Here is a 25877-nt window from a genome sequence, read left to right on the forward strand (position 1 = left end):
TTCCTCCGACAGTAAGCCTTTGTCTCAGGCTCGATTTATGACGTCGGCGTCACCTTAACACGGCTATTCTGAAAAAACTATGACGCAGGCGTCATTTTTTTGCGATATGCCGTTCGCGTTTTGCATTCTGTAGTGCTGCGCGTGTCGCGCGGGCCAGCGACTTTCGTTCTGGCAAGGTCAGGAAACGCCCAATGACATAGGCGGTCTGGCCGTATTCAACCCGCAACCAGCTATCCGCGTTCAGCGGCTCATCGAGTTCGATTCTCGCGAAGGCGGACGGCACAGTCGCTGACTTCTCGCTGCCATTGGCGCCTTTGTGAGTTAACCGCAGCTCTTCAGCTGTCACGACGATTCGGGTTTCTTCCCGCTGTTGTCGGAAGGACATGCGAAATGCAAAGTAGAAGGCGAGGGCATCCAGACCAAAGAAGCCGATCACGGGGATGGCCCCCATTGAGATGAAGGCGATACCCGTCAGGAAGCTGACGCCGCCGACAACTGCCATGACCATGGCGAAACCGCGCTGACTGAGCGACTGATTGGGCCGAAGAACGGCGTCCATATAGATGATTTCGTTCGGCGGGGTCATATGTCTAAAATAGCATGGCCTTGTGCGAAGGCGAGGGGGCATTAGACAGGCGGAATGACACAGCTCAAATCCACCCCGAAAACCAAGAAGAAGCGTGCTCCGCGCGTTTTTGGACCCGAGAAGGCGACCGCGCTCTTTTCGGCACTTGCCGCAGATCGCCCGGATCCTCGCACAGAACTTGATTTCGTGAATCCGTACACGCTGGTCGTGGCTGTGGCCTTGTCGGCACAGGCCACCGATGTCGGAGTGAACAAAGCCACTGCGAAATTGTTCGCGCTTGCGGATACGCCGGAAAAGATGCTGGCGCTGGGGGAGGCCGGCGTCGCGGAGCACATCAAGACGATTGGCTTGTGGCGCAATAAGGCCAAGAACGTCATCGCGCTGAGCCAGATGTTGCTGGATGAATTCGGCGGCGACGTGCCGCAATCGCGGGAAGAACTTGTGCGCTTGCCCGGTGTCGGCCGAAAGACCGCCAATGTGGTTCTGAACGAAGCCTTTGGGCACCACACAATTGCGGTCGACACGCACATTTTCCGCGTCTCGAATCGGACAGGGCTAGCCCCCGGCAAGACACCGGACGAGGTCGAAGCCGGGCTGGAGCGCGCGACGCCTGCCGAGTTCAAGAAGGGCGCGCACCACTGGCTGATCCTGCACGGGCGGTATGTCTGCAAGGCGCGCAAACCCGAATGCTGGCATTGCGCCATATCCGATTTGTGCCGGTTCAAACCCAAGACATCTGACCCGTCCGCTGTATCGTCTCTTGGTCCCAAAGCCTGACGGGTAGGGTGTGTCGCGACTGCACTACACGCGGCTTGCCTCCAGTTCGCCCAAATTTAACCAAATCACGGCCACCTCCAACCGACACCGCATCGCACAGGTAAAAATGGAGCGTACCGCATGAACCGCATAGGAAAATTCGTCCTTGGCGCAGCCTCCCTCTGTCTTCTGTCCGGCCTGCCAGCTGTGGCTGAGGATGGCTGGTCGGGGGAGTCTTCCCTCAGCGCAGGACTGACAACCGGGAACACGGAAACGTCTGAAGCCGGTCTCGGCATCGACCTTGATCGCGGTGCCGGCGATTGGAATTTCGGGATTCAGTTCTCCGGAGACTACGGCAAGGAAGATGGCGTTGAGAGCCGTAACCGCTACTTCGGCGCGGTGGACCTGGAGCATGACTTCAACGACACGATGTTCACTTTCGGACGGGCCTCCTATGAGGTCGACCAGTTTACCGGCTTCGACAGCCGTACTTTTGTTGGTGGGGGTGTCGGTTGGCATGTCCTGGATGATGAAGACCATCATTGGACGGTGCGCGGCGGCCCTGGTTTCAAGATTGATGAAGTCAAACGTCAGATCACGACGGATAGCACCGGGGCTGAAACGATCACGCCGGCGAGTACTGAAGAGTCACTGGGTGCGGTAGCGCAGTCTGAGTATTTCTATGCCTTCAATGAGGCTGTGTCTCTGAGCAACAAGACCAATGTGGTCTATGGTCAGGAATCCACTCAGATCAATAACAGTATCGGACTGACCGCGGCGTTGAATGGCCACCTCGCGGCTCGCGTGTCCTTCGATGTGCGCCACGACACTGCGCCTCAGCCAACCTATGAGGCAACCGATACCGCCACGAAATTCTCGCTCGTCTACACGCTCGGCGATTAAGGTCGCCTAACCCGCTTTTAGACGGGTCTCCACGGCCTTGGCGATAAGTCCTCCAAGACGTGCGCCCTGTTCCGGATAAAGATATGGCTCGATCAATTCGAGTTCCATCAGGAGCAGGGAGCCGTCAGGATGGCGCAGCATGTCGACCCGGGCGTATAGCGGGATGTCGTCGAGTAGACCGAGTATCGCCCGCGCTACGTCCAGATCCGCCCGGCTCGGCTCGATCGTTTCTTCCTGGCCGCCATAAGTCGACTGAATGCGATAGTCGCCGGGCTTGGCGCGCTTGATCAGCGCGTGCGACAGCTCACCATCAATGAAGATGAAGCTCAGTTCGCCTTCGGTCTGGATCGTCGACAGGAAGGGCTGCACCATCATTGGGTGTGGCATCCTGGGGGCTGGGTCATCTGAGTTCAGCAAGTGCTGACCGCTCGCCCCTGCGCCGACCTGACGCTTGAACACCAGTTTCGTTTCGCCGAGCGCGTCAAAGGCGCTTCGGTACTGATCGTCGGTCATCTCATCAATCCAGAGAGTCGGGATCAGATCTGCGCCGCGAGCTGCGAGATCCTTGAGATAGACCTTGTCGCTGTTCCAGCGGACCAGCGCGGCAGGATTGAACAAGCGTGTCTGAGCCTCAATGGTCTCAAGCGTGGTCAGGAATTCGTCCTGTCGGTCCCAATAATCCCACGTCGTGCCAATCAGCGCGGCGTCATGGTTTGACCAATCAACAGAACTATCGTCCCAACAGATATCCACAATGTCCATGCCACGCTCTGAGAATTCGGGTCTCAATGCGCGCATCATGTAATCGTGCTCGAACGCATCGGACCGCCGGATGGGAGAGCCGGGCTGGGTAACTTGGGAGGACAAATATGCAATTTTCATCCGCAGGCGTTTATCATGCGCAGCTGTTGCGTCCAGCAGGCAGCTCTGGCAATTGGCGCCGAGCAATCAGGGAATCTGTGAAATGAGTGAAATCCGCTTCGATGTCGTCGGCTTGGGAAATGCCATTGTGGATGTGATGTCGAAAACGGACGATGCGTTCCTCGAAAAATGGGGCATTCACAAGAATGCGATGAATTTGATCGAGGAAGATCGTGCAGAAGCTCTGACCAAGGCCGCGGTGGACCCATTCTATACATCTGGCGGCAGTGGCGCCAACACGATCGCCGGTCTTGCGAGCTTCGGCGCACGTGCCGCCTATATTGGCAAAGTCTCTAAGGATGAACTCGGCAGCCAGTTTACACGCGAGATGACCGCGTCGGGTGTGCCCTTTGCGACGAAACCTCTTGAGAGCGGACCCGCCACGGCACGCAGCATCATCTTCGTGACGGAAGACGGTGCGCGGAGCATGAACACATTCCTCGGCGCGTCGGTCCTGTTCTCCAAGGATGACGTGGACGAAAACACCGTGCGGGCAGGGGGCATTCTTTATCTGGAAGGATATCTGTTTGACCGCGAAGATGCCAAGGAAGCGTTTGTATTTGCCTCAGAAATAGCCAAGGCCGCTGGCCGCAAAGTGGCGCTCACCTTGTCGGATAAATTCTGTGTAGACCGGCATCGTGCGAGCTTTCTTCAATTGGTTCGCAACAATGTCGACATTCTGTTTGCGAATGAGGAAGAGCTGCTCTCCCTGTACGAAACGGAAGATTTCGACGCGGCTTTGGCTGCGCTTCAACAGGACACTGCCGTCGCGGCGGTTACGCGCAGCGAGAAGGGATCGGTCGTGATCGGCGCCGGTGACCCCATCAGCGTCAAGGCAGAGCCGGTCGATCAGGTTCTCGATACAACCGGTGCCGGCGACCAATATGCGGCGGGTTTCCTGTTCGGAATATCTCGTGGACTGCCGCTGGAGACATGCGCGCACCTTGGTCACATCGCTGCGGCCGAGGTCATCGCGCATTTCGGACCACGCCCGGAACAGTCCTACAAGACACTCGCCGAGCAGGCCGGCATTTACGCCTGAGCCTTCAGAGCCTCTTCGACATAGTCGAGCCGGTCATGCCCAAAGAACATGTCGTCACCGACAAAGAATGTCGGCGCGCCGAATGCTCCTCGGGCAATGGCTGAATCGGTGTTGGCTTTCATGGCGTCCTTGCTGGCGCTTGCCTGAGCGAGTTCCTGAATCTGTCGGAAGTCGAACCCTTCCTGCTCGCACATTGCCCGAACCGAATCGTCATCATCTGGTTTGAGTGGGGTTGGGGACGCCCACATATGTTGGAAGCAGGCATCCATGAATCGCTTCTGCTCAGTGGGGTCATTGTCCAGTCCGCAGGTTGCGCGCAACAGATTGCGGGTACTGACCATCGGGAAATAGGGGTTCATCCGAAAGTCCAAGCCATAGCGGGTTGTGCAGCGTTGGAGATCTTTCATCATGTATGCACCCTTCGCCGGCACCATGCCAGGCGGCCTGTTGTCTGTAGCCTGCATTACAACGCCCAGAAACATTGGCTTGATCACGATATCTGCCCCGGTACGGGCGGATATTTGTTGCACTGCGGCATTGGCCACGTAAGAAAATGGACTGATATAGTCGAAATAGAATTCGAATTTGCCTGCCATGGGACCCTCTCAGATGAGTTTCATTTTGGAACTATGGCAAATCAGTATAGGTGTGTCAGCATGAAATGGTCTGATTTATCCGATAATTGGTGCCCGGTTGCGCGAACGCTTTCACTGGTTGGGGATCGTTGGACGATGCTGATTCTTCGAGACTGCTTCCTGGGCCTGTCCCGTTTCGAACAGTTTATTGCCTCAAGCGGTATGACACGACACATCCTGGCCGACCGCTTGAAACGGCTTGTCGAAGCAGGCGTGCTGGAACGCATAGCCTATACAACGACGCCAAAACGGTTTGACTATGTGCTGACCGAGAAGGGTCAGGAATTGGCTCCAGCCCTGTTGACCCTGAAGGATTGGGGTAAAAAACACATGCCCGTGCGACGCACGACGTCGGCTTAGTCGTTCAGCAGAGCTTCTACTTTTTTCTGCACAGCACCATAGTCGATCTTGCCGGTTCCGAGGACCGGGATTTCATCAACATGATAGACGCGTTTCGGAACAGACAATTCCGGCACGCCGTGATTCTTGGCCCAAGCGAGAATGTCTTCGCGATTGCTTGCCTTGGTATCGCTGAGCAGAATGACCTGCTCACCCTTGCGGGGATCCGGAAGCGTAACGGCTGCGTGCAGATTGTCGGGCCAGATCGCACTCGCGCAGTTTTCAACCACCGCCAGAGAGACCATTTCACCGCCAATCTTCGCGAAGCGTTTGACGCGGCCCATGATACGAATGATCCCACTTTCATCGATCGCAACGATGTCGCCGGTGTCGTGCCAGCCGCCTTCGGGGCGTTCAAGCATGCCGGGGTTTGACGGCCGCAGATAGCCCATCATGATGTTCGGCCCGCGAACATGTAGCCGACCGCCATCTTCGATGCCTTCGACCGGCAGCAGCTTGGACTCCATGCCTGACATCAGACGCCCGACAGTTCCCGGCCGATTGTCTTCCCACTTATTGGCCGCGATGACGGGAGAGGCTTCGGTTGCGCCATAGCCTTCGAGGATTTCGATTTCGAATTTGCGGCGGACCAGGGCGCGGGTTTCATCCTTAACCCGTTCCGCGCCGCACACAGCCAACCGCACAGAGCTCATGTCACCGTCATTCCCGATCCGGGCATATTGAGAGATGAACGTGTCCGTTGCGAGCAGGATGGTCGACTGGTTCGCACGGATCCGTCGCACGATTTCACGGGGCTGCAGCGGTGAGGGATGGAATATGACCGGGATGCCGGCCACGAGCGGCAAGACCGCACCAACCGTCAGGCCGAAACAATGAAATGTCGGCAGGGGATTGAACAGACTGTCCGTATCGGGGCTGAGACCTATATGTGCCCGTACCTGTTCAACATTTGCCATGACGTTTTCATGGCTCAGCACGACCCCTTTGGGCTCGCCCTCTGTGCCAGACGTGAACAGCATGACGCCGGGGGATTTGTAGCGGGACTGTTTCCGGACAAGACCGGGCAGGATGCTCCCTACAGCGGCTATCAGCTTGTTGGCCAGTGTCAGGTTTTCGCGCACATCCTCAAGGTAGACGATCTCGGCGGAGCCCGACAATTCTTCCATCAGTGCTTCGAGTCCGCCGAGCTCGACGAACTTGTGAGCCGTGATGATGCGGCTTATCTGACCTGCCTTAAGCGCGGCCTTCAGGTTTCGCGAGCCAGCGGTAAAGTTCAACATGGCGGGAATGCGATTGAAGGCGCTGAGCGCGAAAAACCCAATCACGGCACCGGCGCCGCTGGGCAACATCACGCCGACTGCCTCACCCGATTTGGTTCCTTGGCGCAACGCTGATCCGAGGGCGAGGGACCCCTGAACAAGATCCTTGTAGGTGAGTTGCCGGTCGTCGCCATCAACGAGAATCGTCTTGTTCGCGCCGAATTCCTTTTTCGCGCGAAAGAGCGCGCTGAAAAGGTCGGTTCTGGTGCGAGATGGCTGGTATGGCAAAGGTGCCGGGATGGTCTGTCCGGTCATGATGGCCTTCGTTTCCTCCGAGGCGTTGCCTCATGTTTATTGTAACAATCTGTCATTTATCGACACTGTCGCAACCCCTAATGCAAGATTGCATAAACACTCTGCAGTGTATTTCCCTTGATGAAACAGCTGGTCACGTCCATTTTCACGCCATGGCAAATCTCATCGATCTGACGCAAAGCACGCGTAAGCACAGACACCCGGAAAAGCAGTCGCGGCCAGATACGCCGCTCCTGCGCAAACCTGATTGGATTCGTGTTAAAGCGCCGACCTCGCAGGGCTATGCTGAAACGCGCCAGATCGTGAAGTCGAAAGGGCTGGTCACTGTTTGTGAAGAAGCCGGATGCCCGAATATCGGAGAGTGTTGGGACAAGAAACACGCCACGATGATGATTCTGGGTGAGATATGCACCCGGGCATGCAGTTTCTGCAATGTTTCCACAGGCAAGCCACTGACTCCGGGCCGGGTAGAAGAAGATGAACCGCGCCGTGTGGCAGAGGCCGTCGCCGAAATGGGCTTGCAGCATGTTGTTATCACATCGGTAGATCGGGATGACCTGCCTGATGGCGGGGCGATGCACTTCGTCAACACGATTCAGGCAATCCGGGCGATGTCACCCGGTACCACAATCGAAATCCTGACGCCAGATTTTCTGCGCAAGGACGGTGCCGAAAATCTGGTGATCGACGCCAAGCCGGACGTATTCAATCACAATCTCGAAACGGTGCCTCGCCTTTACCTGTCCATTCGACCGGGCGCGCGCTATTTTCATTCCCTCAGACTTCTGGAGAAAGTGAAGGACCGTGATCCGACCCAATTCACAAAATCTGGTTTGATGGTGGGTTTGGGTGAAACCAAGGAAGAGGTCATGCAAGTCATGGACGACATGCGGTCAGCCGGAATCGACTTCCTGACCATCGGTCAATATCTGCAGCCGACTCGCAAGCATGCCGCGATCGATCGCTATGTGTCGCCGGAAGAGTTCAAGACATATGAGGAAATCGCCCGCTCCAAAGGTTTCCTGATGGTGTCAGCTTCACCTCTTACCCGGTCGTCGCACCATGCGGGCGAAGATTTTGCCCGGTTGCGGGCTGCGCGTGAGGCCAAGATGGCCGCTGCAGCCGTTTAGGCATGCCGCATTTCTCGAAATCTGTTCGTGTTCCGTATAGTGGGGAGCAGGCTTTCGAGCTTGTGTCCGACATTGCGGCGTATCCGAACTTCATTAAGTGGATCACCGCCATGCGCGTGTCCGAAATGACGGCGCGCCAGGATGGCAGCTTTACCTGTATCGGAGAGGCCGCCGTTGGCTTCAAGGGGTTCGTTGAGCGGTTCACCACGCGAGTCGTGGCCGACCCGAATGCCGGCAATGTGGTTGCGTCCCTGGTCAAAGGGCCATTTCGGAAGCTGAAAGCCGAGTGGACGATTCTTGCATCGAGCCAGGATGGCTCTGATATTTCGCTTTCAATCGATTATGATTTTCGGAATCCGTTCATCGGCATGCTGGCCGCCGCCAATCAGGAGCTTGCGGTCAACAAGATCCTCTCGGCTTTCCTGGCCGAGGCCGAGCGGCGTTATGGCGGTTCAGCCTAGGCGATCTGCATCTGGATCTGTTTCAGCGCGCATTCCATTGCCGCGAGACGAATCTGCTCACGTCCGATATCGCCAACCTGAAGCATTTCATGAATGACGGCGCGATTTTCGCGCGCACACGCCACATGGACGGTCCCCACTGGTTTCATGGGGGTGCCGCCACCGGGGCCAGCTACGCCTGTGATGGCAACGGAGATATTAGCGCGGCTGGCGTCCAGCGCGCCTTCTGCCATCATGCGCGCAACGGGCTCGGACACGGCACCATAGTCAGCCATGACATCGCCAGCGATGCCCAGCATTTCTTCTTTGGCGCGGTTGGAATAGGTGACGAAGCCCCGTTCGAACACGGCGGAGCTGCCGGGGATGTCTGTCAGCAAGCCTGCAAGAAGGCCACCTGTGCAGCTTTCGGCCGTGCAGATGCGCAGGCGAGCTTGAGCCGCGTCGTCGAGGATCAACATTGCGAGATTTCGGAGTCGGTCTGGAAACATGTGGCGCACGATATGGGGAGTTCGGCCTGCCGTGAAGAGCAGATTTGAGCCTCAGTCGGTCGTCGTTGGGTAAAGCGTGACGACGGCCTCGGCGGCGATGCCTTCCCGGCGACCGGTAAAGCCAAGCCCTTCGGTTGTCGTTGCTTTCACGCTCACTGCCTCCAGAGGCAGGTCGAGCAACTCCGCGGTCTGAACCCGCATACCTTCCCGATGCGGTTTCACCTTCGGTGTTTCACAGATCACGGTGATGTCGCAATTTCCTATGGCTAGCCCCAGCTCGCCGACAAGCCGTTGGGCATGCTTGAGGAACATGCCGCTATCGGCATCCTTCCACCGGTCATCGCTTGGAGGGAAGTGATCGCCAATATCGCCAAGTGCAGCCGCACCCAGAATTGCGTCGGTGAGGGCATGCCAGGCAGCATCTGCATCAGAATGCCCCTTCAGCGATGCGGAGTGCGGGATTTTTACGCCGCATAGCGTGACATGATCTCCTGGTTCAAAAGCATGGACGTCGAACCCCTTTCCGATACGCATATGACTGACTGGTGGTGCCATGAGCCTCGAAACCATATCGAAATCCTCGGGATAGGTGATTTTGTGCAGCCAGTCCGAGCCGCGCACGAGTTTTACTTCGATGCCTTGCGCCTCAATCGCTGCCAGATCGTCAACCAGATCATCACTCGCCTCTTCGAGTGCGTGCGATATGGCGCCAAACCGGAAGGCCTGAGGGGTCTGGACGCGGAACAGGGCCTCGCGGGAGACGGTCTCCAGGGTGTTGTCCGTCTGTCGTTTCAACGCATCCTGGACGGGCAGGGCAGGTGCTGCAGCAGCATGTGTGTTCAGGGCGTCCAATAGAACATCGATCACCTTATGGGTCAGCCCCGGTCTTGCCGCATCATGTATCAGGACGATTGCGTCGTCTTGCGGGGCATTGATCGCATTGAGCCCGTTGCGGACGGATAGTGTGCGGGTGGCTCCACCGGATACGCATAGGCAGTGTGTTGGAGTGAAATCCTCCGGGACATCCGAACCTGTAACGACAATAATCTCATCAATACGAGGGTGTGTCCTGAAAGCCTCAATTGACCACTCGATGACTTGTCGGCCATTGAGATCGCACCACTGTTTCGCACGTGCACTCTCTGCCCGTCGACCTTGGCCTGCGGCGACTATGATGGCGATCACCTTGTTCATACGACGCTTTTTATGGGAGGTCGCAAAGGTTGGCTACAGGTGATTGTGGCGACATTCGCGGAAAACTGCTTGCATATTGTGCACTTGCGAAAGTCTAAAAAAACGGAAAGATAGTAGAATGACCAATTTTCGGGCACCTCGAGTATGGCTCGCGCCGATGTCCGGCGCGACAGATGCGCCGATGCGTCGTCAAGCAAGTCGTTTTGGCGCGCCTGCTGTCGTGTCAGAAATGGTTGCCGGTGACATGCTCGCTGCAGCTCGTCCGGATGTGGTGCGTCGCACATGTCGTCATGATGGCCAGGGGCACTGGATCGTCCAACTCGCGGCCAGCCGTCCTGAGGCGATGCTGAGGGGGGCGCAACTGTTGCGTGAGACCGGCGTCGACGTGATCGATATCAATATGGGGTGTCCGTCTCGTCAGGTGACGGGCGCGCAGTCAGGTTCTGCCCTGATGCGGGATGTGCCTCTGGCGCTCGAAATTATTCAAGCTGCCCTTGATGGCGCAGCCGGCCTGCCCGTGACATTGAAAATGCGCCTTGGTTGGGACGACCAGAGCTTGAACGCGCCGGAGATCGCGGCCGCTGCCGAGCGGATGGGTATTTGTATGCTCACCGTTCACGGCCGGACGCGATGCCAATTCTACAAAGGCAATGCAGACTGGGCGCGGGTGGCTGACACGGTTGCGGCGGTATCCCTGCCAGTGATCGTGAATGGCGACATCGAGACGTCCGAAGATGCTGATGTTGCGCTTGCGCAGTCGGGCGCGCATGGCGTCATGATTGGCCGCGCCGCCATGGGTCGTCCCTGGCTGCCGGGTCAAATCAGCGCTCATCTCGAAGGTAGAATCTTCCATATGCCTGGCCTTTCCGAGCAACTCGATAGTCTGCTTGAGCAGGTTTCTGACAGTGTTGAACTCTACGGAGAGTTTCTCGGTCTTCGCACGGTACGCAAGCACGTTTCGGCGGCGATTGATGCTGTCCACCTGCCGCTCGAATCGGATGCGCGGCGGAGGCTTCGCTCCCGGCTCTGTCAAATCGCCGATTTCGAAGAACTGAAATCGGCGCTTCGTGCCGTCTACTCAAGAACCAAAGAAATGGAGGCCGCCTGATGGCCAGCGACGTCGCCATGTCAGCTCCGAGGTTGGGAGATCTGTCTCCTATTGCGTTGTTGCTGATTGATTCACGCAGGAAGGTTGTTGAGGTGAACGCGGCAGCGGAAAGCCTGTTGCAGCTGTCTCGTCGGGGCCTTCGCAGCAAGCCTCTGAGCGAGATCGTCTATCACGACTCCCCGGTCTTCGAACTGCTTGACCGGGCCCATCGAACCGTGGGCGATATTACTGCGCCAGGGACTCCGATCACCGGTCCTGGTCTTATGTCGCGACAGATCTGCGATATTTGGGTCAGATCAACTGACGATAATGGTTTCATGATCGCCATGTGCGAAGCCGCTACGCGGGACGTCAACGAGTCTGCCGCTGGTGTGGCTGGTTTCGGTCGCATATTGGGCCATGAAGTGAAAAACCCGCTCGGCGGCATTATCGGTGCCGCGCAATTGCTCGAACGCCAATCGGTCGATGGCCAGTCCGAGTTGCTATCAATCATCAAGGAAGAGGCCCGGCGCATAGAACGACTGGTGAACCGCCTTTCGGCATTCGAACTGTTTTCAGCGCCGCACATGGAGCCTTTCAATATCCACGCTCTCCTGGAGCGCGTTTTGGCCTCGGAACGTGCCGCGATGGGGAGCAAGGTGGAATTCAAACGGGACTTTGATCCATCGCTTCCACCAGTGATTGGGGATTCTGACCATCTGCAGCAGGCTTTCCAAAATCTCATCCGCAATGCTGCGGAAGCCGCGATGGACGGCGACACGCCGGGCAAGGTGACGGTAAGAACCTCCTATGCCGCCGGTCTTTCTTTCCGTCAGGCGCGACTGGGTGCAGGTCTTCGCCGCGCAATGCTGGTTTCGGTAGAAGACACCGGAAAGGGCATAGCTCGCAATCGGCAAAACACCATTTTCGAGGTTTTCCAGAGCAGCAAGTCTGGGGCCCGTGGGCTTGGACTGTCGATTGTAAAGGAAGTCGTGACCGCTCATGGCGGCCAGATTCGTGTAGACAGCGTGCCGGGCTCGACGCGCTTTTCAGTATTGTTACCGCTTGGTACTGGGGAAAAGACCGATGGCTGAGAAAACCGTTCTGCTTGCAGAAGATGATGCAAGCATTCGATTGATTGTGAACCAGACCCTCGTGGCTGCGGGCTATGAGGTCCGGGCGACGAGTTCCCCTGAGGCCTTGGAGCGCTGGGTGCGTAACGGGGAGGGCGACGTGGTCGTCTCGGATGTGTTCCTTGGGGACGCCTCCATTTTTGACCTGCTCCCTTCGCTGAAGCTCGCCAGACCCGATCTGCCCTTCATCGTCATGAGTGGCCAGAATACAATCCTGACCGCAGCCTCGGCGGCGCAGCATGGTGCGTTCGACTATTTGCCCAAGCCATTCGACATCGACATGCTGTCCGGGCTTGTCCAGCGCGCCTTGAAATCACAACCCAAAGTGTCTGCCCGCGCAATCAATCCCGAGTCTCAAAAGGCCATCAGCGATGCGGGTCTTCCGTTGATTGGGCGGTCTGATGCGATGCAGGAAGTCTATCGGATCATCGCGAAAGTGATGAACACCGATCTGACTGTGCTGATTGAGGGAGAGAGCGGGACCGGCAAAGAGTTGGCGGCACGTGCGATCCATCAACTTGGCGACGCGAAAAATGGAAACTTCGTCGCTTTGGATCTTGCGGCACTACCTGCTTCGGAAATCAATCGTCAGCTATTTGGCCACAATGGCGAACAGGGCGCTGTCCACCAGAAAGGCGGCACACTTTATCTGGACGAGATTGGTGATCTTCCCGCTGAAGCGCAGACGCAGCTTGTGAAGTTGATGCGGGATTCAAGTGGCGCGCGGATCATTGCATCCACCCGCAGAAACCTCGGTAGGCTGGTTGATGACGGCAAGTTCCGCGAGGACCTCTATTATCGACTGAATGTGGTGCGGCTGACCATGCCGCCTCTGCGACTTCGCAAGGAGGACATTCCTGAGCTCGCTCGGGCTTTTCTCATCCGGGCACAGCGACAGGGCCTGGCCGCCAAGACGCTGGACAAATCAGCGCTTGATCTGCTCACCGCCTATGATTGGCCGGGCAATGTGCGTGAACTTGAAAACCTTGTCTTGCGGCTGGCAGTGCTTTGTCCCGACGAAACGATCACATTGCGCGATGTGGAGCGGGAGCTCCGCGCCGGTGCCAGCGAGCAGAAGGGATCGAGTGCGGGCTTTGAAAAAGATATTGAAACCCTGTTGCACCGCTATGTGATGGGGGACCTGATTGCGAGTGGCGACCACGAGGATTCCAGTGTGTATTCCAACGTCATTGATCAGGTTGAGCGACCTCTGATCCGGTTGGCTCTTTCAGTGACTGCGGGCAACAAGGTCAAGGCCGCGCAATTGCTGGGCATGAACCGCAACACGTTGAGAGCCAAGATCAACGCATTGGGGATTGCAGAAGAGTGATTGACTGCATCGACGACTGTGGCTTTACTGCACCACTGTTGCTTTTGAGGCACGAAAGTGTGACTTAAGCGCAACTGGGCCGGGGCGGCCATGTGTAGAACGGTGTATCGTTGTCGAATGTACTGAGCCAGCAAGCCACCAAGGCCAGTTGGGCACTCTTTGAAGGTCTCTTTATCATTGCGGCTCTCGTCGCCGTGTTTGCGACCTTCATTGCCATATCCGGAGTTGATCCTGACAATCCGACCGCCGGCGCCACACCCTGGCTGCTGGGGCTGAACTTTGTCGTCATTATTGTGCTCGCGACCATCATTGTTCGCGAGTATCTGACGATCCAGTCGAACAGCGAGAGCGAGGGACGCGGCAGGCTGGCCCGCCGTTTCGTCATGCTGTTCGGTTTCTCCGCGCTTGTTCCATCGGCCATCGTCGCGGTTTTTCTGGGAGCCATTTTTACCCAAGGCCTGGATAACTGGCTTGGAGAGCGCGTCGATTCCGTCATGGAAAAGAACGCTGAAATCTTTCGTACCTATGTCGATAATTTCGAGACTACGTTTGACGTGGATGTGCGCCTCGCCGCGCTTGATGTTGAAAACTTCGCGCGTGAAGTTGAGGCCAATCTCACAGACGCAGAAGCCGCCAGAAACCTGTCATCTGAAGCGTCCCTCGCATTCTCGGAAGGCTTGCGTTCGGAACTCGCCTTTCGCGATTTCCTCACCATCGCCATTTTGGGGGCCGATGGTGTTGAACTGATTGCTCAGGAGAGCGTGCAGGATGCGATCCTGATTCCGCCCCCGGCTCCTGCCTTTGAAGAGGCGGACCGGGGCGAGATTGCGACCACGCTTTATGAAAATCGAGGCATCGCAACAGCCCTGATCCATATTACGGAACCGCTGGATGGATACATCTATGCGGTGAAGAATTTTGATCGGAACGCTGCCGTGCGTCTCCGCGAAGCCGAAGCCGAGATCATTCAATACAATAATGCCAAGCGGCAGGGTGGCCGGTTGCAGACGATTTTCGCCATTGGCTATGCGCAAATCGCGGCGCTGGTTCTGCTGCTCGCTGGTCGACTGGGCCTCGAAGCAGCTGGTCGGGTGACCGGCCCCATTGGTCGCCTTGCAATTGCAGCTCATACCGTGCGCGACGGAGATCTCACTGTTCGCGTTCCTGTGACGGGTGCGAAGGACGAGGTCTATGCTCTGAGCCAGTCGTTCAATGCGATGACAGAGCAATTGTCAGAACAGCGAAATGCGCTCATCCAGGCGCGCGAAGTGGAAGAAGACCGCCGGCGCTTTGTCGAGACATTGCTGGCGGAAGTCAGCGCGGGCGTTATCCGTATGGATGGCAATATGGTTGTCACGCTTGCCAACAGGTCCGCCGGAGACCTGCTCGGCATTGATGCGATTGAAGACGGTGAGAGCCTGGGCGCGGTGGCACCTGACTTCGTTCGATATGCTCACGATACATTACAGCAGAACTCTCCGGTCGATGCGTCTATCGACATCAATCGCAACGGTGCCATACGACACTTCAGGCTCAAGACAGCGCCAGATCCGGCAGGCGGCTGCGTTTTGACCTTCGATGATACAACGCGGCTTGTGAATGCGCAGCGACAGTTGGCCTGGCGAGATGTCGCCCGTCGCATCGCGCATGAGATTCGCAATCCACTGACGCCTATTATGCTGTCCACGGAACGCCTGAGGAGGCGTTATGCCGACAAGATTGATGATACTGACGGCGTATTTGACCGGTGCATCGAAACAATTCTGCGTCAGGTAGGCGACATAGGCCGAATGGTTGAGGAGTTTTCTTCATTCGCTCGCATGCCGAAGCCGAATGCCAGCCAGTTCGATATGACGTCCCTGTTGAAAGCGACCAGCTTTTCTCAAGGCATGGTTACGCCGGATATTGCCGTGGAGTTTGAATCAGAGCTTGAAAAGGTCTCCTATCTTGGCGACGAACGCCTGATCGGTCAGGCGCTGGGCAATCTGCTCAAGAACGCTGCAGAGGCGATCGAGGGCATGCCGGAAGAGGCTGAGGTGCGTGGCCAAATTCGAGTTGTGCTCTCGGATACTGACAAGGGCGTTGATATTACCATCGAAGACAATGGTCCCGGATTTCCAGAGGACGCACGCGACCGCTTGCTGGAGCCGTACGTCACGACGCGCGAAAAGGGGACCGGACTTGGTCTGGCCATCGTCAATCGGATCATAGTTGATCATGGTGGCTCTATCTCGCTTCAGAACAGGCTTGATGGGATGCGCGGGGCGCGAGTGCGCGTTTGGCTGCCGCACAATGCGATGCGGGTGCACGACGCTTTTGAAGTGACGCCCGAAGAAGAAACAGATGAATCACCGGCACGTGCCGGACTAGTGTAGAGGAGCCTGCGTTATGGCCTTGGACATTCTTGTGGTTGATGACGAACCAGATATCCGTGAACTGATTGCGGGTGTGCTGGGAGATGAAGGCTATTCAGCCCGTACGGCCGACACCGCCGAACGCGCTCTTGAGGAAGTCCGTGCACGAACGCCACGGCTCGTGGTGTTGGATGTCTGGCTTCAGGGCAGTGGAATGGATGGGCTGTCGCTCCTCAAATACCTGAAGTCGATTGATCCAATTCTTCCAGTCATCGTGATAAGCGGTCACGGCAACATCGAAACAGCCGTCGCGGCGATCCGGCGTGGAGCCTATGACTTCATCGAGAAGCCGTTCAAGACTGATCGTCTATTGCACATGGTGGAGCGCGCAATCGAGTCCGCGGCGCTGAAATACGAGAATGCTGCGCTGAAGAACAGAGCCGGTGACAATGAAGAATGGATCGGAGACAGTCAGGCGGCTTCGGCATTACGAGCTTCGATTGAGAAGGTAGCGCCAACGAATTCCAGAGTGATGATCTCCGGGCCAGCCGGGTCCGGCAAGGAACTTGCCGCGCGGCTCATCCATCGTAATTCCCTGCGCGAAAATGGCCCCTTCATTGTTGTGAACGCGGCCACCATAGCGCCGGACCAGATGGAGAGCGCCCTGTTTGGCGAAGAGGACTCCCAGGGTCGGACAACCCGAATTGGCCTCTTTGAAAAAGCTCATACCGGCACATTGTTGCTTGATGAGGTGGCTGACATGCCACTGGGGACCCAGAACAAGATTTTGCGGGTCCTGACCGAGCAGCGTTTTCAACGCGTAGGCGGGAAGTCGGACGTGACCGTAGATGTTCGGGTCATGTCGGCCACCACCAAGGATATTCGTCATGAAATTTCGGAAGGCCGCTTTCGTGAAGATCTGTTCTATCGGTTGAGTGTCGTGCCGTTGCGGGTCCCGTCGCTTGCAGAGCGGCGAGACGATATTGGGGACCTCGTCACATACTTTACCAACCGGATCGCTGATTCTTCTGGCCTGACGCCTCGTACGTTTTCAGCGGAGGCCATGGCCGTTCTTCAATCGATGGATTGGCCTGGCAATATCCGGCAGTTGCGTAATGTGGTGGAAAGAATCCTGATCCTGTCGCCATCTGACTCCAGCCGTCCGGTAAGTGTTGATGAGCTGCCGCGCGAATCGTCCGGTATTCCGGGGGATGTTGGCAAAAGCGGATCGGCAGAGCTTGTCGGATTGTCTCTGCGTGATGCGCGAGAACAGTTTGAGCGAGAGTATCTTGCGCTTCAGATCACCCGATTCAATGGCAATATTTCTCGTACTGCCGAGTTCATCGGTATGGAGCGTTCGGCCTTGCACAGAAAATTAAAGGCTTTAGGCGTAAACTCGAATCTTACTCGTCAGGACGGCTGAGGCCGTTGAGGGGCTGTAGACCATGCATGTTCTGATTTGCGGTGCGGGCCGCGTGGGGCACGGAATTGCCCGGCGCTTGGCGCGCGAAAAGCATGATATCACGATCATTGATGAAAATCCGGACTTGGTGGACCAGGTTTCTACGGATTTGGACGTGCGTGGCTTCACGGGCCATGCCGCGCATCCTGATGTGTTGAAAAAGGCGGGCGCTGCTGACTGCGAAATGATTATCGCGGTGACGCATTTCGACGAAATCAACATGGTGATTTGCCAAATCGCCCACACGCTTTTTTCCGTTCCATACAAGATCGCGCGCGTGCGAGAGCAATCCTATATCGATCCGGCCTGGAAGAATGTCTTTTCGCGGGAAGGCCTCCCGATCGATATGGTCATTTCGCCCGAAGTTGAAGTCGGTGAAGCAATCCTCCAGCGTTTCCGCACGCCTGGCGCAGTGATGAGTGCGACCTTTGGCAAGGGTAAGGTACGCCTGCTTGGTCTGGAGATCGATGACAGCAACCCTCTATTGGACACACCTGTAGATCAGCTGCGGGGCCTTTTTCCCGACCTGTCAGCCAGAATTGTCGGGATAGGGCGGGGCGACTCGGTTCGCGCGCCTCGCGCAACTGATGTGCTGAAAGTGGGAGATCGTGCCTATGTTGCCGTTCTGGATGAACATGCCGACCGACTGACGTCTATCTTCAACCGGGAATCGGAACAGTCCGGGCATGTCGTGATTGTTGGCGGGGGCAATGTTGGTCTCTATGTTGCCACCACGTTGGAGCGCGAAGGCAAGAACCGCATCCGCCTCATTGAGCACAATGTGGAACGGGCCAATGAAGTCGTGTCCGAGGTCAAGCGAACGATCGTCATTCAGGGCGATGGGCTGAACCCTGATATCCTTGCGGAAGCTGGTGCGCCGAAAGCCGACTTCGTGGTTGCTATTACCAATGACGACAAGGCCAATTTGCTGATTTCCAATTTGGCCAAACGTGCGGGCGCAAAACGTACTCTGGCACTCGTGAATGCGACTGAGCTGGCTGGGCTGGCACGTGATCTGCGAGTGGATGCCGTTCTCGATCCGCGGGCCCTCACGGTCTCACAGATCCTACTGCGCATGCGTCGGGGGCGTATTCTCGGGCTTCAGTCCATTGAAGATGGCAAAGCGGAAGTTGCAGAGGGAATAACGCTCGAGTCGTCGTCGCTGATCGGCAAGCCGCTTGGCTATGATGATTTGCCGGAAGGCATGACCGCTGCTGCTGTCATACGCGGCAAGGAAGTATTCATTGCCGGACCTGATGTTACAGTCCAAGCCGAAGATCATCTGATCATATTTTATCAGGAAGAGATGGTTCGAAAGGTTGAAAAGTACTTCCGGGTCAGTCCGGACTTTTTCTAAATCATGTACTACGCTTCTGTCGTCCGCGTTCTTGCTTTCTTACTGCTGATCGTCGCTGCCGCCAGCATTCCGTCAATCTTCATGGCGATTGCAGCGGGTGAAGACAGCCAGACCTTTGCCTTCGGCACGATGGTCCTGTGTATTGTCGTTGTATCAAGCAGCGTTCTGCTGCTCACACCCAAACCGGATAGGAAGGCCCGACCCTCCGATGCGTTGGGAACGGTTATCCTGTGGTGGTTTATCACGCCGGTGGCGACTAGCTTGCCGTTTGTGCTGGGGGTCGAAAACGATAGCGTTCTCAGCGCGATACATGAGGCGACTGCTTGTCTTACGACCACCGGACAATCGGTCATTTCTGTCCAGAACAATGAGTGGCCAATCAGCCTGGTTGTCTGGCGCGGCATGCTGCACCTATTGGGGGGACTCGCCACCATAACGGTAGCTGCCAGCGTGTTGGCTGCGCTCAATCTCGGCGGTCCAGGCATTCATCGAACCGTCTTGTTTACCGTGCCGGAAACAAGCTTCTTCAATGCTGTCCCGCGCGTCGCCCGCGTGGTCAGCATATTGATGGTGATTTCAATACTCGCCCTGTTCTCCGCTCTGGTCTTCATGGGGGTTCCGGCCGAACGCGCCTTGGGCGACTCGGTGAGTGCGCTGACAACTGGCCTGGTGCACCCACAAGGCATCATGCGCGCACCACTGGACACAGGACCATCTATCGTTTTGGGCATTGGTCTACTGGTTGGCGCCATGGGCCTGGCGATCTGGTTGCCGCTCAAGGACCGGAAGCCGTTCAAAGCTGTTACGGACCCTGAAGTTACACTTTTCGTAGGATTGCTATTCGTATTTGTCGGTTTTGCGGTGGCGTCCGATCTCAATGTAACGGAGGGATTGTCTTGGGCTTTGTCAGCCTTGTCGACGTCCGGCCTCTCTCTGTCTGACCCTGCAGATTACAACCGCATTCCTCTTCCTGTGCTGGTTATGCCGGCCTTGATCGGCGGGTCGGCGCTGTCTGCAGCGGGCGGAGTCAAAATTGCGCGTTTCATTGTGCTGGCCCGAAGGGCTGGTCAGGAATTCCGTCAACTCGGATATCGGCAGTCGGTCTTGGGATTTCGTTTCCGGGATCGGGAATTGAACGAGCGAAGCGTGATAGGGGTCTGGGTTTATCTGATCGGTTACGTACTCTCGATATTCCTGCTCATGTCCGGATTTGCCTTTCTGGGGCTGGATTTCATCCCGGCCATACGTCTCTCTATTGGCGGTCTGACCAATTCAGCAGCCGTACTGGGGAGCTATCCAGTGGACTTAACTGGGCCTGCGCAAGCATTGATCATTTTTTCAATGATTCTCGGGCGATTGGAGGTTTTAGCCCTGATTCCAGCCCTTTCCCTCAGCTTTTGGAGGGGGTAACGGCTGTTCGCACTTGCACTGAAGCTGTAATCCCGTTAGCGCGACACATAACAAGAACAGGCCAGATTGGATTCCCGTCATGTCCGCCGACAAAAAACAGAATTTGCAAGACACCTTCCTGAATGCCGTCCGGAAGTCCCGGACCCCCCTGACAGTCTTCTTGGTCAATGGCGTTAAACTTCAGGGTGTGGTGACTTGGTTTGACAATTTCTGTGTTCTGCTTCGCGGTGACGGACGCCCACCACAGCTTGTTTACAAGCACGCCATCTCTACAATTGCTCCAAGCGCCCCGGTGCAGTTGTTTGATGAGGAAATGGATGCGGACTAGGCCATTTTGACTGACAGGATGATTGATCGCACGCCAGTGCCCGAGGTGGCTGGCGTGATTATCCCTTGGTTTACACCTGCAAACAGACCCACCGAAGACCGTCTGCAAGAAACGGCAGGCCTCGTGGAAGCGCTTGGCTGTAATTTGGCCTTCCTGCGCGCTGAACATGTTCGCAAAGTGAATTCGTCGGTCTTGCTGTCGGGAGGTATTCTTGATCGATTGGCCGAAGACCTCCGCCAGAATGATTGCACCGTAGCTGTCGTAGACGGTGACCTGACACCGGTTCAGCAACGCAACCTCGAGCGAAAGCTTGAAGTGAAGGTCATCGACCGGACAGGCCTGATCCTCGAAATATTCGGCTTGCGCGCCCGGACCAAGGAGGGCCGTCTTCAGGTCGAATTGGCCCGCCTCCTTTACGAGCGGTCGCGACTGGTGCGGACCTGGACCCACCTTGAGCGCCAGAGGGGCGGTGGCGGCTTCCTGTCTGGTCCCGGTGAAAGCCAACTCGAAGCAGACCGGCGGATGCTGGACGACAAGATCCTGCGGCTGCGCCGTGATCTGGACGATGTGAAGCGCACGCGCGCCGTGCAAAGGGCAGGGCGCAAGCGGAGCGGAAAGCCCGTGATTGCGCTGGTGGGCTACACCAATGCCGGCAAGTCGACCCTGTTCAACCAGATGTCCGGCGCTGACGTATTCGCGCGGGACATGCCGTTTGCGACGCTCGACCCCACGATCCGCAGGTTTGACCTGCCGACCCTCGGCGAAGCGGCCTTGATCGACACAGTCGGGTTCATCACAGATTTGCCGACCCATCTGATCGACAGTTTCCAGGCGACGCTGGAAGAGGCCATGCAGGCAGACCTCCTGGTCCATGTGCGCGACCGGTCGAGCCGGGCAGATCTGGAACAGGCCGAAGATGTGATGATCGTGCTGGAGCAATTGGAGGCCGAGACCGGCCTGCCATTGCCGCCCATGATTGAGGTCTGGAACAAGGCCGACCTGCTTCCGGATGATCGTGCCGATGCGCTCGCCTTCTCTGCGCGTGGGCCACTCGATACACCGGCTGTGCTTGTTTCGGCGTTGACGGGAACAGGGATCAACGAATTGCTCGATCTCATTGAGGCCGTTCTGTTGAAGGGCGCGACCGAGATCGAGTTGGAGCTGGGGACAAAGGACGGGCGGGCCCGGGCCTGGTTGCACCGCAACGGGGAAGTCCTTTCGGAGACGACATTGGACAGCGGGAACGTTGTGATGACAGCGCGCCTGCCCAATGACAGGCTGGGTCAATTCTATTCCGAATTTCCAGACTTTAATCCTGCCTGACGCGCTCCTGCTGTTTCACGCGCTGCCATAGAGATTCCTGCGCGTCGATATCGAGCGCTGCAAAGTCCTGACCATCCTGTTCAGCGAGTCCTTCCATAGCGCGGAAGCGGCGTTCAAATTTGGCATTGGCGCGTCGCAGGGCCTGTTCCGGATCCACATTGAGGCGGCGGCTGAGATTGGCCGCAACGAACAGCAAATCGCCCAGCTCGTCTTCTATCTTGTCTGGGTCGCCGGTTTCGATGGCTTCACGTACCTCGCCGGTTTCCTCAGCTAGCTTATCGAAGATGTCATCAGCCTCGGTCCAGTCAAAACCTACTCGCGCTGCCCGCTTCTGGAGTTTCTCGGCGCGTAGCAGAGATGGCAGGGCGAGCGCAACGCCATCCAACGCGCTGGCGGGGTCTTCGGGTTGTCCTTTGGCAGCGCGTTCTTGCGCCTTGATCACTTCCCACGCGGCGACCTGTTGATCCTCCGTTCTTGAGCTTTCATCGCCAAACACGTGCGGATGGCGACGAATCATTTTGGCATTGATCGCCTCGACCACATCAGCAATCTCGAAGGCACCAGCTTCTCTGGCCATCTGACTGTGGAAAACGACCTGAAAGAGCAGGTCACCCAGTTCTTCCTTCAGTTCATCCATATCGGCGCGCTGAATTGCATCGGCCACCTCGTAGGCTTCCTCAATCGTATAAGGTGCAATCGTCGAGAAGTTCTGCGCAACATCCCACGCACAGCCCGTGTTCTTATCTCGAAGTTTCGCCATGATGTCGATCAAGCGAGCCATGGCTTCGCTAGCAGGCGAATAGGAATTGATGTCGTCGGTCATTGAAACCGACTAGCCTGACTCTCCTTCGGAATCGACTGATTGATTGACAATTTGTCGATGTCGCGTGACCTGAATGGGCGGGTACATCAGTGTGGCATTGCATGCGCCTGGTGCTTGGGCTCCGGTTTGGTCTGCCAAGGATGCCTGAGACCAAGGTACGCCGTCGATTGCAAAGCTTTCTGGTTTGTCGACGAACGAGTCGCTACGATGAGTCGGACTTGCGTAATCTGCCAAAACGAGGATGCCTGATGTTCATGACGCCCGAATGTGTTGCGCCGACAGGATGCACGCTAGGTGAGGGGCCGCTCTGGAGCCCATCGGAAGGCTTCCTGTGGTGGGTGGATATCAAGCGGGCGAAACTGCACAGATTCAATCCAAGAACCGGCAATACACGACGCTATGACTTGCCCATAAAAGCCAGTACGCTCGCTCTGTATGATGGTAGCATACTTATGGCCGGTGACCGGGAAATCGGAGTCTACGACCCGTCGACCGAAGCCTATGATCGTCTAGCCGTGTTGGTTGAGGAGCCGGAAACAAATCGCACGAATGACGGCGGCATCGCGCCGGACGGGTCCCTATGGTTCGGTACAATGGACGAATCCGAAAAGGAACCGAAGGGTGGCTACTACAAATTCAGCCTGGATGGGTCAGTTGACGCGCTACGCCTGCCATCGGTCCTAATTACCAATACGTTCCAATTTTCTCCAGACGGACGGAAGTTCTACACATGCGATTCTGCAGAACAGGAAATTCTGTCTTTTGATCATGATCTGGAGACCGGCAAGCTGTCCGGGCGAAAGGTTTTATCTGATACTTTCGAGCTAGCGGGCTATCCAGATGGTTCGGCCATTGATTCGGAAGGCTGTCTTTGGACCTGTTTGTGGGATGCATCTCGAGTCATTCGACTGACCCCGGATGGAGAGATTGACCGGATAATCGTTCTTGCGGCAACACGCCCGACCAGCGTGGCGTTTGGAGATGACGACTTGAAGACGCTGTTCATAACGACCGCGCGATCCGGCTTGTCCTTTCCGCAGCTGGATGCCCGACCCTTATCAGGCAGCCTGTTTGCGATTCGGGTGGATGTTCCGGGTTTGCCGCCTCGCGAATTTGGCAAACCGCTTTGAGCTCAAGCGTTCCCTTGCAGGACCTGCACAAGACACCACCTAGCCTAGACAATGCCAGCAGTGTACTTAACCGTGGACGTGGCGGCTCAAAACCGCTAACTCCCCGCTTTTCAAGAGAGAGTCGGAATGGCCGATAAGGTGAAAAAGAAACGCGTAGGTCCTATTACCTTCTTTCGGCAGGTTCGTGCCGAAGGGAACAAGGTGACGTGGACGTCCCGTCAGGAAACGATCCAGGCGACGATTTTTGTTGTTATCATGTCTATCCTGATCGCCCTTTTTCTGTTCTTAGCCGATTTCGTCATCAATTTGGCCGTTAAGGCGATAACGGGCCTCTGAGACCAGAACGGCCCGTCAACATTTCATTAGGGAGCGCGTAGGCCTCATGGCTGAAGCCAAATGGTACATTGTCCATGCTTATTCCAACTTCGAGAAGAAGGTCGCTTCGACCATTCTCGAACAAGCGGAACGCAAAGGACTGGCAGACCTGATTGAAGACATGCAGGTGCCGACCGAAGAAGTCGTCGAAGTCGCGCGCGGTAAGAAGAAGACCGTCGAGCGCCGGTACTTCCCGGGCTATGTCCTTATGAAGGCCGTCATGACGGATGATGTCTATCACCTCGTAAAAGACACGCCGAAAGTGTCGGGCTTCCTCGGAGCAGAAGGTGGCAAGAAACCCCTTCCAGTTCGCCAGCGTGAAGTTGATCGCATTCTTGGTTCCTCTACCGACTCAGCTGCCGAGCGTCCGCGTCCGCAGATTTCCTTCGAAATCGGCGAACAGGTTCAGGTCAACGATGGTCCGTTTCAGGGCTTTGAAGGTTCTGTTGAAGAAATCGATGAGGAAAACGGTCGCCTCAAGGTCACGGTTTCCATTTTCGGCCGCGGAACACCGGTCGATCTCGAGTTCGAGCAAGTCGCAAAAGTCTGATTTGTCAGACGAATCAGGTAGAGCGCAGTTCGCTACCGGGTTTTGCTTGAAACAAAACGAATTGAGCGGTATTTCCCGCTCATCGTGCCGCCTTAGCTCAGTTGGTTAGAGCACTAGATTGTGGATCTAGGGGTCCCCCGTTCGAGCCGGGGAGGCGGTACCATTTTTTCTTGTCAATTGTTCCCGACCATTGAAAACATTGGCAATTTGCAAGTTCCAAAAGTTTGACGAGTCGGCAACAATCTGTTGCAATTGGGTCGCGGTTATAAAAAATGCCGCTATTCAACTGATACGCGACTCTAATAGGGCTCGAAGTATCTGATAAATGAGTTTATTCAGGAACCATACGTGGTTTAACCCGTATGAACCTGCGGCCGAGGACAATCCCGTCATTCGGCACACAAAAGGGGATTGAGTATGAAGAAAACTCTTATGTGCGCGACAGCCGCGGCCGCATTTGCGTCTGCCGGCTTTGTCGCACATGCTGAGGACGGGTGGTACGCCCGCGCCGACGCAACTTACGGATTTTCGGGCCAATTCGACCATGATCCTGCCGACCGCGATGTCGTCGGTACGATGGGCGGTACGTCCGACGCTGATGAGACCATCGGTTTCGATCTCGGTCTTGGTTATGGCTTCGACAACGGCTTCCGCCTTGAAGGTGTCGGCGGCTATGGCGATGACGACCTGAGCGTTCCGGCTGCTTCCTACAATGGCGCTCCATCCGGTGCGGTTCCAGCCACAGCTGGTAACCTGCAGACAATGGAACTCATGCTGAACGGCATTTACGACTTCAACCGCGAAGGCGAGATCCAGCCCTATGTCGGCTTGGGTCTTGGTGTCCTGCGCGCGAATGCCAAAGCGAATAACCTTGTTTTCACCAACGGTACCGACGTTTCCGCTGCTAACGGTTTCTCCGACAGCGACACGGGCTTTGCTTACCAGGGTCTGCTTGGCCTCGGTTACAAAGTATCTGATCAGCTGACGCTGGATCTGGGCTATCGCTACAAAGTTGCTGAAGGTCTTGACTTCGGTGGCGTTCATGGCGGCCCGAACTATGATGCCGATTACGAGGCTCACCTGGCAACTGTAGGCATGCGTTTCGCATTTGGTGCACCGCCACCGCCACCACCGCCACCGCCACCGCCACCACCTCCACCTCCCC

General features: G+C 56.5%; 26 protein-coding genes and 1 tRNA gene. 20 read left to right on the forward strand and 7 right to left on the reverse strand.

All coding sequences use genetic code 11. The annotated features are described in order from the left end of the window. Positions 1-91: 91 nt before the first annotated feature. Entirely contained in the window at positions 92-586 is a 495-nt protein-coding gene (locus B2P82_RS04895) for a DUF2244 domain-containing protein (RefSeq protein WP_290495545.1), read from the reverse strand. 54 nt (positions 587-640) lie between these two features. On the opposite strand from B2P82_RS04895, the gene nth reads away from it, so the two are divergent. Together nth and B2P82_RS04905 are read left to right on the forward strand one after the other, a co-directional pair. Beyond that, positions 641-1363, forward strand: coding sequence for an endonuclease III (nth, locus tag B2P82_RS04900; RefSeq protein WP_290495547.1), 723 nt, complete (start codon positions 641-643; stop codon positions 1361-1363). A 120-nt stretch (positions 1364-1483) separates the two neighbouring features. Further along, positions 1484-2245: a DUF481 domain-containing protein gene (locus tag B2P82_RS04905; RefSeq protein WP_290495549.1), complete on the forward strand. Its 762-nt coding sequence runs from the start codon at positions 1484-1486 to the stop codon at positions 2243-2245. A 6-nt stretch (positions 2246-2251) separates the two neighbouring features. On the opposite strand, the gene B2P82_RS04910 is transcribed toward B2P82_RS04905, so the two are convergent. Further along, complete coding sequence (locus B2P82_RS04910) at positions 2252-3127, reverse strand: ATP-grasp domain-containing protein (protein ID WP_290495550.1); 876 nt, start codon at positions 3125-3127, stop codon at positions 2252-2254. An 82-nt stretch (positions 3128-3209) separates the two neighbouring features. On the opposite strand from B2P82_RS04910, the gene B2P82_RS04915 reads away from it, so the two are divergent. Further along, positions 3210-4208, forward strand: a complete 999-nt coding sequence (locus tag B2P82_RS04915) for an adenosine kinase (protein ID WP_290482656.1) — start codon at positions 3210-3212, stop codon at positions 4206-4208. Here the strand turns inward: B2P82_RS04915 and B2P82_RS04920 are convergent. Further along, complete coding sequence (locus B2P82_RS04920) at positions 4199-4804, reverse strand: 2-hydroxychromene-2-carboxylate isomerase (RefSeq protein ID WP_290495552.1); 606 nt, start codon at positions 4802-4804, stop codon at positions 4199-4201. The genes B2P82_RS04915 and B2P82_RS04920 overlap by 10 nt on opposite strands. A gap of 60 nt (positions 4805-4864) precedes the next feature. Here B2P82_RS04920 and B2P82_RS04925 point away from each other — a divergent pair, with 60 nt between their 5' ends. Beyond that, entirely contained in the window at positions 4865-5203 is a 339-nt protein-coding gene (locus B2P82_RS04925; protein WP_290495554.1) for a winged helix-turn-helix transcriptional regulator, read from the forward strand. On the opposite strand, the gene B2P82_RS04930 is transcribed toward B2P82_RS04925, so the two are convergent. Further along, entirely contained in the window at positions 5200-6777 is a 1578-nt protein-coding gene (locus tag B2P82_RS04930) for an AMP-binding protein (protein WP_290495556.1), read from the reverse strand. The two genes, B2P82_RS04925 and B2P82_RS04930, sit on opposite strands and share 4 nt — an antisense overlap. 152 nt (positions 6778-6929) lie before the next feature. On the opposite strand from B2P82_RS04930, the gene lipA reads away from it, so the two are divergent. Together lipA and B2P82_RS04940 are read left to right on the forward strand one after the other, a co-directional pair. Next, positions 6930-7907, forward strand: coding sequence for a lipoyl synthase (gene lipA, locus B2P82_RS04935; RefSeq protein WP_290495558.1), 978 nt, complete (start codon positions 6930-6932; stop codon positions 7905-7907). Positions 7908-7909: 2 nt separating this feature from the next. Further along, positions 7910-8368 (forward strand): type II toxin-antitoxin system RatA family toxin, encoded by a 459-nt coding sequence (locus B2P82_RS04940; RefSeq protein ID WP_034812822.1) that lies wholly within the window; start codon positions 7910-7912, stop codon positions 8366-8368. On the opposite strand, the gene B2P82_RS04945 is transcribed toward B2P82_RS04940, so the two are convergent. Beyond that, positions 8365-8856, reverse strand: coding sequence for a CinA family protein (locus B2P82_RS04945; protein ID WP_034812824.1), 492 nt, complete (start codon positions 8854-8856; stop codon positions 8365-8367). The genes B2P82_RS04940 and B2P82_RS04945 overlap by 4 nt on opposite strands. 51 nt (positions 8857-8907) lie before the next feature. Beyond that, complete coding sequence (locus B2P82_RS04950; RefSeq protein ID WP_290495560.1) at positions 8908-10050, reverse strand: bifunctional 2-C-methyl-D-erythritol 4-phosphate cytidylyltransferase/2-C-methyl-D-erythritol 2,4-cyclodiphosphate synthase; 1143 nt, start codon at positions 10048-10050, stop codon at positions 8908-8910. A gap of 118 nt (positions 10051-10168) precedes the next feature. On the opposite strand from B2P82_RS04950, the gene B2P82_RS04955 reads away from it, so the two are divergent. The 9 genes from B2P82_RS04955 (at position 10169) to hflX (ending at position 21834) form a co-directional block, all read left to right on the forward strand. Further along, positions 10169-11158, forward strand: a complete 990-nt coding sequence (locus B2P82_RS04955; protein ID WP_290495561.1) for a tRNA dihydrouridine synthase — start codon at positions 10169-10171, stop codon at positions 11156-11158. Continuing rightward, positions 11158-12231, forward strand: a complete 1074-nt coding sequence (locus B2P82_RS04960; RefSeq protein WP_084333139.1) for a two-component system sensor histidine kinase NtrB — start codon at positions 11158-11160, stop codon at positions 12229-12231. The genes B2P82_RS04955 and B2P82_RS04960 overlap by 1 nt, the downstream gene beginning before the upstream one ends. Further along, positions 12224-13600 carry a sigma 54-interacting transcriptional regulator gene (locus B2P82_RS04965; protein ID WP_290495563.1) on the forward strand — a complete coding sequence of 459 codons (1377 nt, stop codon included), beginning with the start codon at positions 12224-12226 and terminating at the stop codon, positions 13598-13600. The genes B2P82_RS04960 and B2P82_RS04965 overlap by 8 nt, the downstream gene beginning before the upstream one ends. Before the next feature lie 110 nt (positions 13601-13710). Further along, entirely contained in the window at positions 13711-15975 is a 2265-nt protein-coding gene (locus B2P82_RS04970; protein ID WP_290495565.1) for a sensor histidine kinase, read from the forward strand. 13 nt (positions 15976-15988) lie between these two features. After that, positions 15989-17377 (forward strand): nitrogen assimilation response regulator NtrX, encoded by a 1389-nt coding sequence (ntrX, locus tag B2P82_RS04975; protein WP_206990434.1) that lies wholly within the window; start codon positions 15989-15991, stop codon positions 17375-17377. A 22-nt stretch (positions 17378-17399) separates the two neighbouring features. Then, positions 17400-18773: a Trk system potassium transporter TrkA gene (gene trkA, locus B2P82_RS04980; protein ID WP_290478840.1), complete on the forward strand. Its 1374-nt coding sequence runs from the start codon at positions 17400-17402 to the stop codon at positions 18771-18773. A gap of 3 nt (positions 18774-18776) precedes the next feature. Continuing rightward, positions 18777-20183: a potassium transporter TrkG gene (locus tag B2P82_RS04985; RefSeq protein WP_290495566.1), complete on the forward strand. Its 1407-nt coding sequence runs from the start codon at positions 18777-18779 to the stop codon at positions 20181-20183. A 79-nt stretch (positions 20184-20262) separates the two neighbouring features. After that, on the forward strand, positions 20263-20511 hold the full coding sequence (gene hfq, locus B2P82_RS04990; RefSeq protein ID WP_034812840.1) for an RNA chaperone Hfq: 249 nt from the start codon (positions 20263-20265) through the stop codon (positions 20509-20511). Positions 20512-20517: 6 nt separating this feature from the next. Continuing rightward, the gene (hflX, locus tag B2P82_RS04995) at positions 20518-21834 is read left to right on the forward strand and encodes a GTPase HflX (RefSeq protein WP_290495567.1); all 1317 of its coding nucleotides are present in this window, start codon (positions 20518-20520) and stop codon (positions 21832-21834) included. Here the strand turns inward: hflX and mazG are convergent. Next, positions 21821-22657, reverse strand: coding sequence for a nucleoside triphosphate pyrophosphohydrolase (gene mazG, locus B2P82_RS05000; RefSeq protein WP_290495569.1), 837 nt, complete (start codon positions 22655-22657; stop codon positions 21821-21823). The genes hflX and mazG overlap by 14 nt on opposite strands. Before the next feature lie 254 nt (positions 22658-22911). Between mazG and B2P82_RS05005 the strand changes: the two genes are divergently transcribed. The 5 genes from B2P82_RS05005 to B2P82_RS05025 all read left to right on the forward strand — a co-directional run. Further along, entirely contained in the window at positions 22912-23787 is an 876-nt protein-coding gene (locus B2P82_RS05005; RefSeq protein ID WP_290495571.1) for an SMP-30/gluconolactonase/LRE family protein, read from the forward strand. Positions 23788-23913: 126 nt separating this feature from the next. Further along, positions 23914-24123, forward strand: coding sequence for a preprotein translocase subunit SecE (secE, locus tag B2P82_RS05010; protein WP_034812848.1), 210 nt, complete (start codon positions 23914-23916; stop codon positions 24121-24123). A 46-nt stretch (positions 24124-24169) separates the two neighbouring features. Continuing rightward, positions 24170-24712, forward strand: coding sequence for a transcription termination/antitermination protein NusG (gene nusG, locus B2P82_RS05015; RefSeq protein ID WP_034812852.1), 543 nt, complete (start codon positions 24170-24172; stop codon positions 24710-24712). Between the two features lie 86 nt (positions 24713-24798). Next, positions 24799-24875, forward strand: a tRNA-His gene (locus B2P82_RS05020). Positions 24876-25129: 254 nt separating this feature from the next. Further along, the coding region (locus B2P82_RS05025; protein ID WP_290495573.1) for an outer membrane protein at positions 25130-25877 on the forward strand (748 nt) is incomplete at its 3' end.

Origin of the sequence: Hyphomonas sp. UBA4494 (assembly GCF_002388935.1) — a bacterium.
In the GTDB taxonomy this organism is placed as follows: domain Bacteria; phylum Pseudomonadota; class Alphaproteobacteria; order Caulobacterales; family Hyphomonadaceae; genus Hyphomonas.

Bases quoted from the DNA above. Each gene is read 5' to 3' on its own strand.
- B2P82_RS04895 (WP_290495545.1), bottom strand. From the start codon at position 586: ATGACCCCGCCGAACGAAATCATCTATATGGACGCCGTTCTTCGGCCC.
- nth (WP_290495547.1), top strand. From the start codon at position 641: ATGACACAGCTCAAATCCACCCCGAAAACCAAGAAGAAGCGTGCTCCG.
- B2P82_RS04905 (WP_290495549.1), top strand. From the start codon at position 1,484: ATGAACCGCATAGGAAAATTCGTCCTTGGCGCAGCCTCCCTCTGTCTT.
- B2P82_RS04910 (WP_290495550.1), bottom strand. From the start codon at position 3,127: ATGAAAATTGCATATTTGTCCTCCCAAGTTACCCAGCCCGGCTCTCCC.
- B2P82_RS04915 (WP_290482656.1), top strand. From the start codon at position 3,210: ATGAGTGAAATCCGCTTCGATGTCGTCGGCTTGGGAAATGCCATTGTG.
- B2P82_RS04920 (WP_290495552.1), bottom strand. From the start codon at position 4,804: ATGGCAGGCAAATTCGAATTCTATTTCGACTATATCAGTCCATTTTCT.
- B2P82_RS04925 (WP_290495554.1), top strand. From the start codon at position 4,865: ATGAAATGGTCTGATTTATCCGATAATTGGTGCCCGGTTGCGCGAACG.
- B2P82_RS04930 (WP_290495556.1), bottom strand. From the start codon at position 6,777: ATGACCGGACAGACCATCCCGGCACCTTTGCCATACCAGCCATCTCGC.
- lipA (WP_290495558.1), top strand. From the start codon at position 6,930: ATGGCAAATCTCATCGATCTGACGCAAAGCACGCGTAAGCACAGACAC.
- B2P82_RS04940 (WP_034812822.1), top strand. From the start codon at position 7,910: ATGCCGCATTTCTCGAAATCTGTTCGTGTTCCGTATAGTGGGGAGCAG.
- B2P82_RS04945 (WP_034812824.1), bottom strand. From the start codon at position 8,856: ATGTTTCCAGACCGACTCCGAAATCTCGCAATGTTGATCCTCGACGAC.
- B2P82_RS04950 (WP_290495560.1), bottom strand. From the start codon at position 10,050: ATGAACAAGGTGATCGCCATCATAGTCGCCGCAGGCCAAGGTCGACGG.
- B2P82_RS04955 (WP_290495561.1), top strand. From the start codon at position 10,169: ATGACCAATTTTCGGGCACCTCGAGTATGGCTCGCGCCGATGTCCGGC.
- B2P82_RS04960 (WP_084333139.1), top strand. From the start codon at position 11,158: ATGGCCAGCGACGTCGCCATGTCAGCTCCGAGGTTGGGAGATCTGTCT.
- B2P82_RS04965 (WP_290495563.1), top strand. From the start codon at position 12,224: ATGGCTGAGAAAACCGTTCTGCTTGCAGAAGATGATGCAAGCATTCGA.
- ntrX (WP_206990434.1), top strand. From the start codon at position 15,989: ATGGCCTTGGACATTCTTGTGGTTGATGACGAACCAGATATCCGTGAA.
- trkA (WP_290478840.1), top strand. From the start codon at position 17,400: ATGCATGTTCTGATTTGCGGTGCGGGCCGCGTGGGGCACGGAATTGCC.
- B2P82_RS04985 (WP_290495566.1), top strand. From the start codon at position 18,777: ATGTACTACGCTTCTGTCGTCCGCGTTCTTGCTTTCTTACTGCTGATC.
- hfq (WP_034812840.1), top strand. From the start codon at position 20,263: ATGTCCGCCGACAAAAAACAGAATTTGCAAGACACCTTCCTGAATGCC.
- mazG (WP_290495569.1), bottom strand. From the start codon at position 22,657: ATGACCGACGACATCAATTCCTATTCGCCTGCTAGCGAAGCCATGGCT.
- B2P82_RS05005 (WP_290495571.1), top strand. From the start codon at position 22,912: ATGACGCCCGAATGTGTTGCGCCGACAGGATGCACGCTAGGTGAGGGG.
- secE (WP_034812848.1), top strand. From the start codon at position 23,914: ATGGCCGATAAGGTGAAAAAGAAACGCGTAGGTCCTATTACCTTCTTT.
- nusG (WP_034812852.1), top strand. From the start codon at position 24,170: ATGGCTGAAGCCAAATGGTACATTGTCCATGCTTATTCCAACTTCGAG.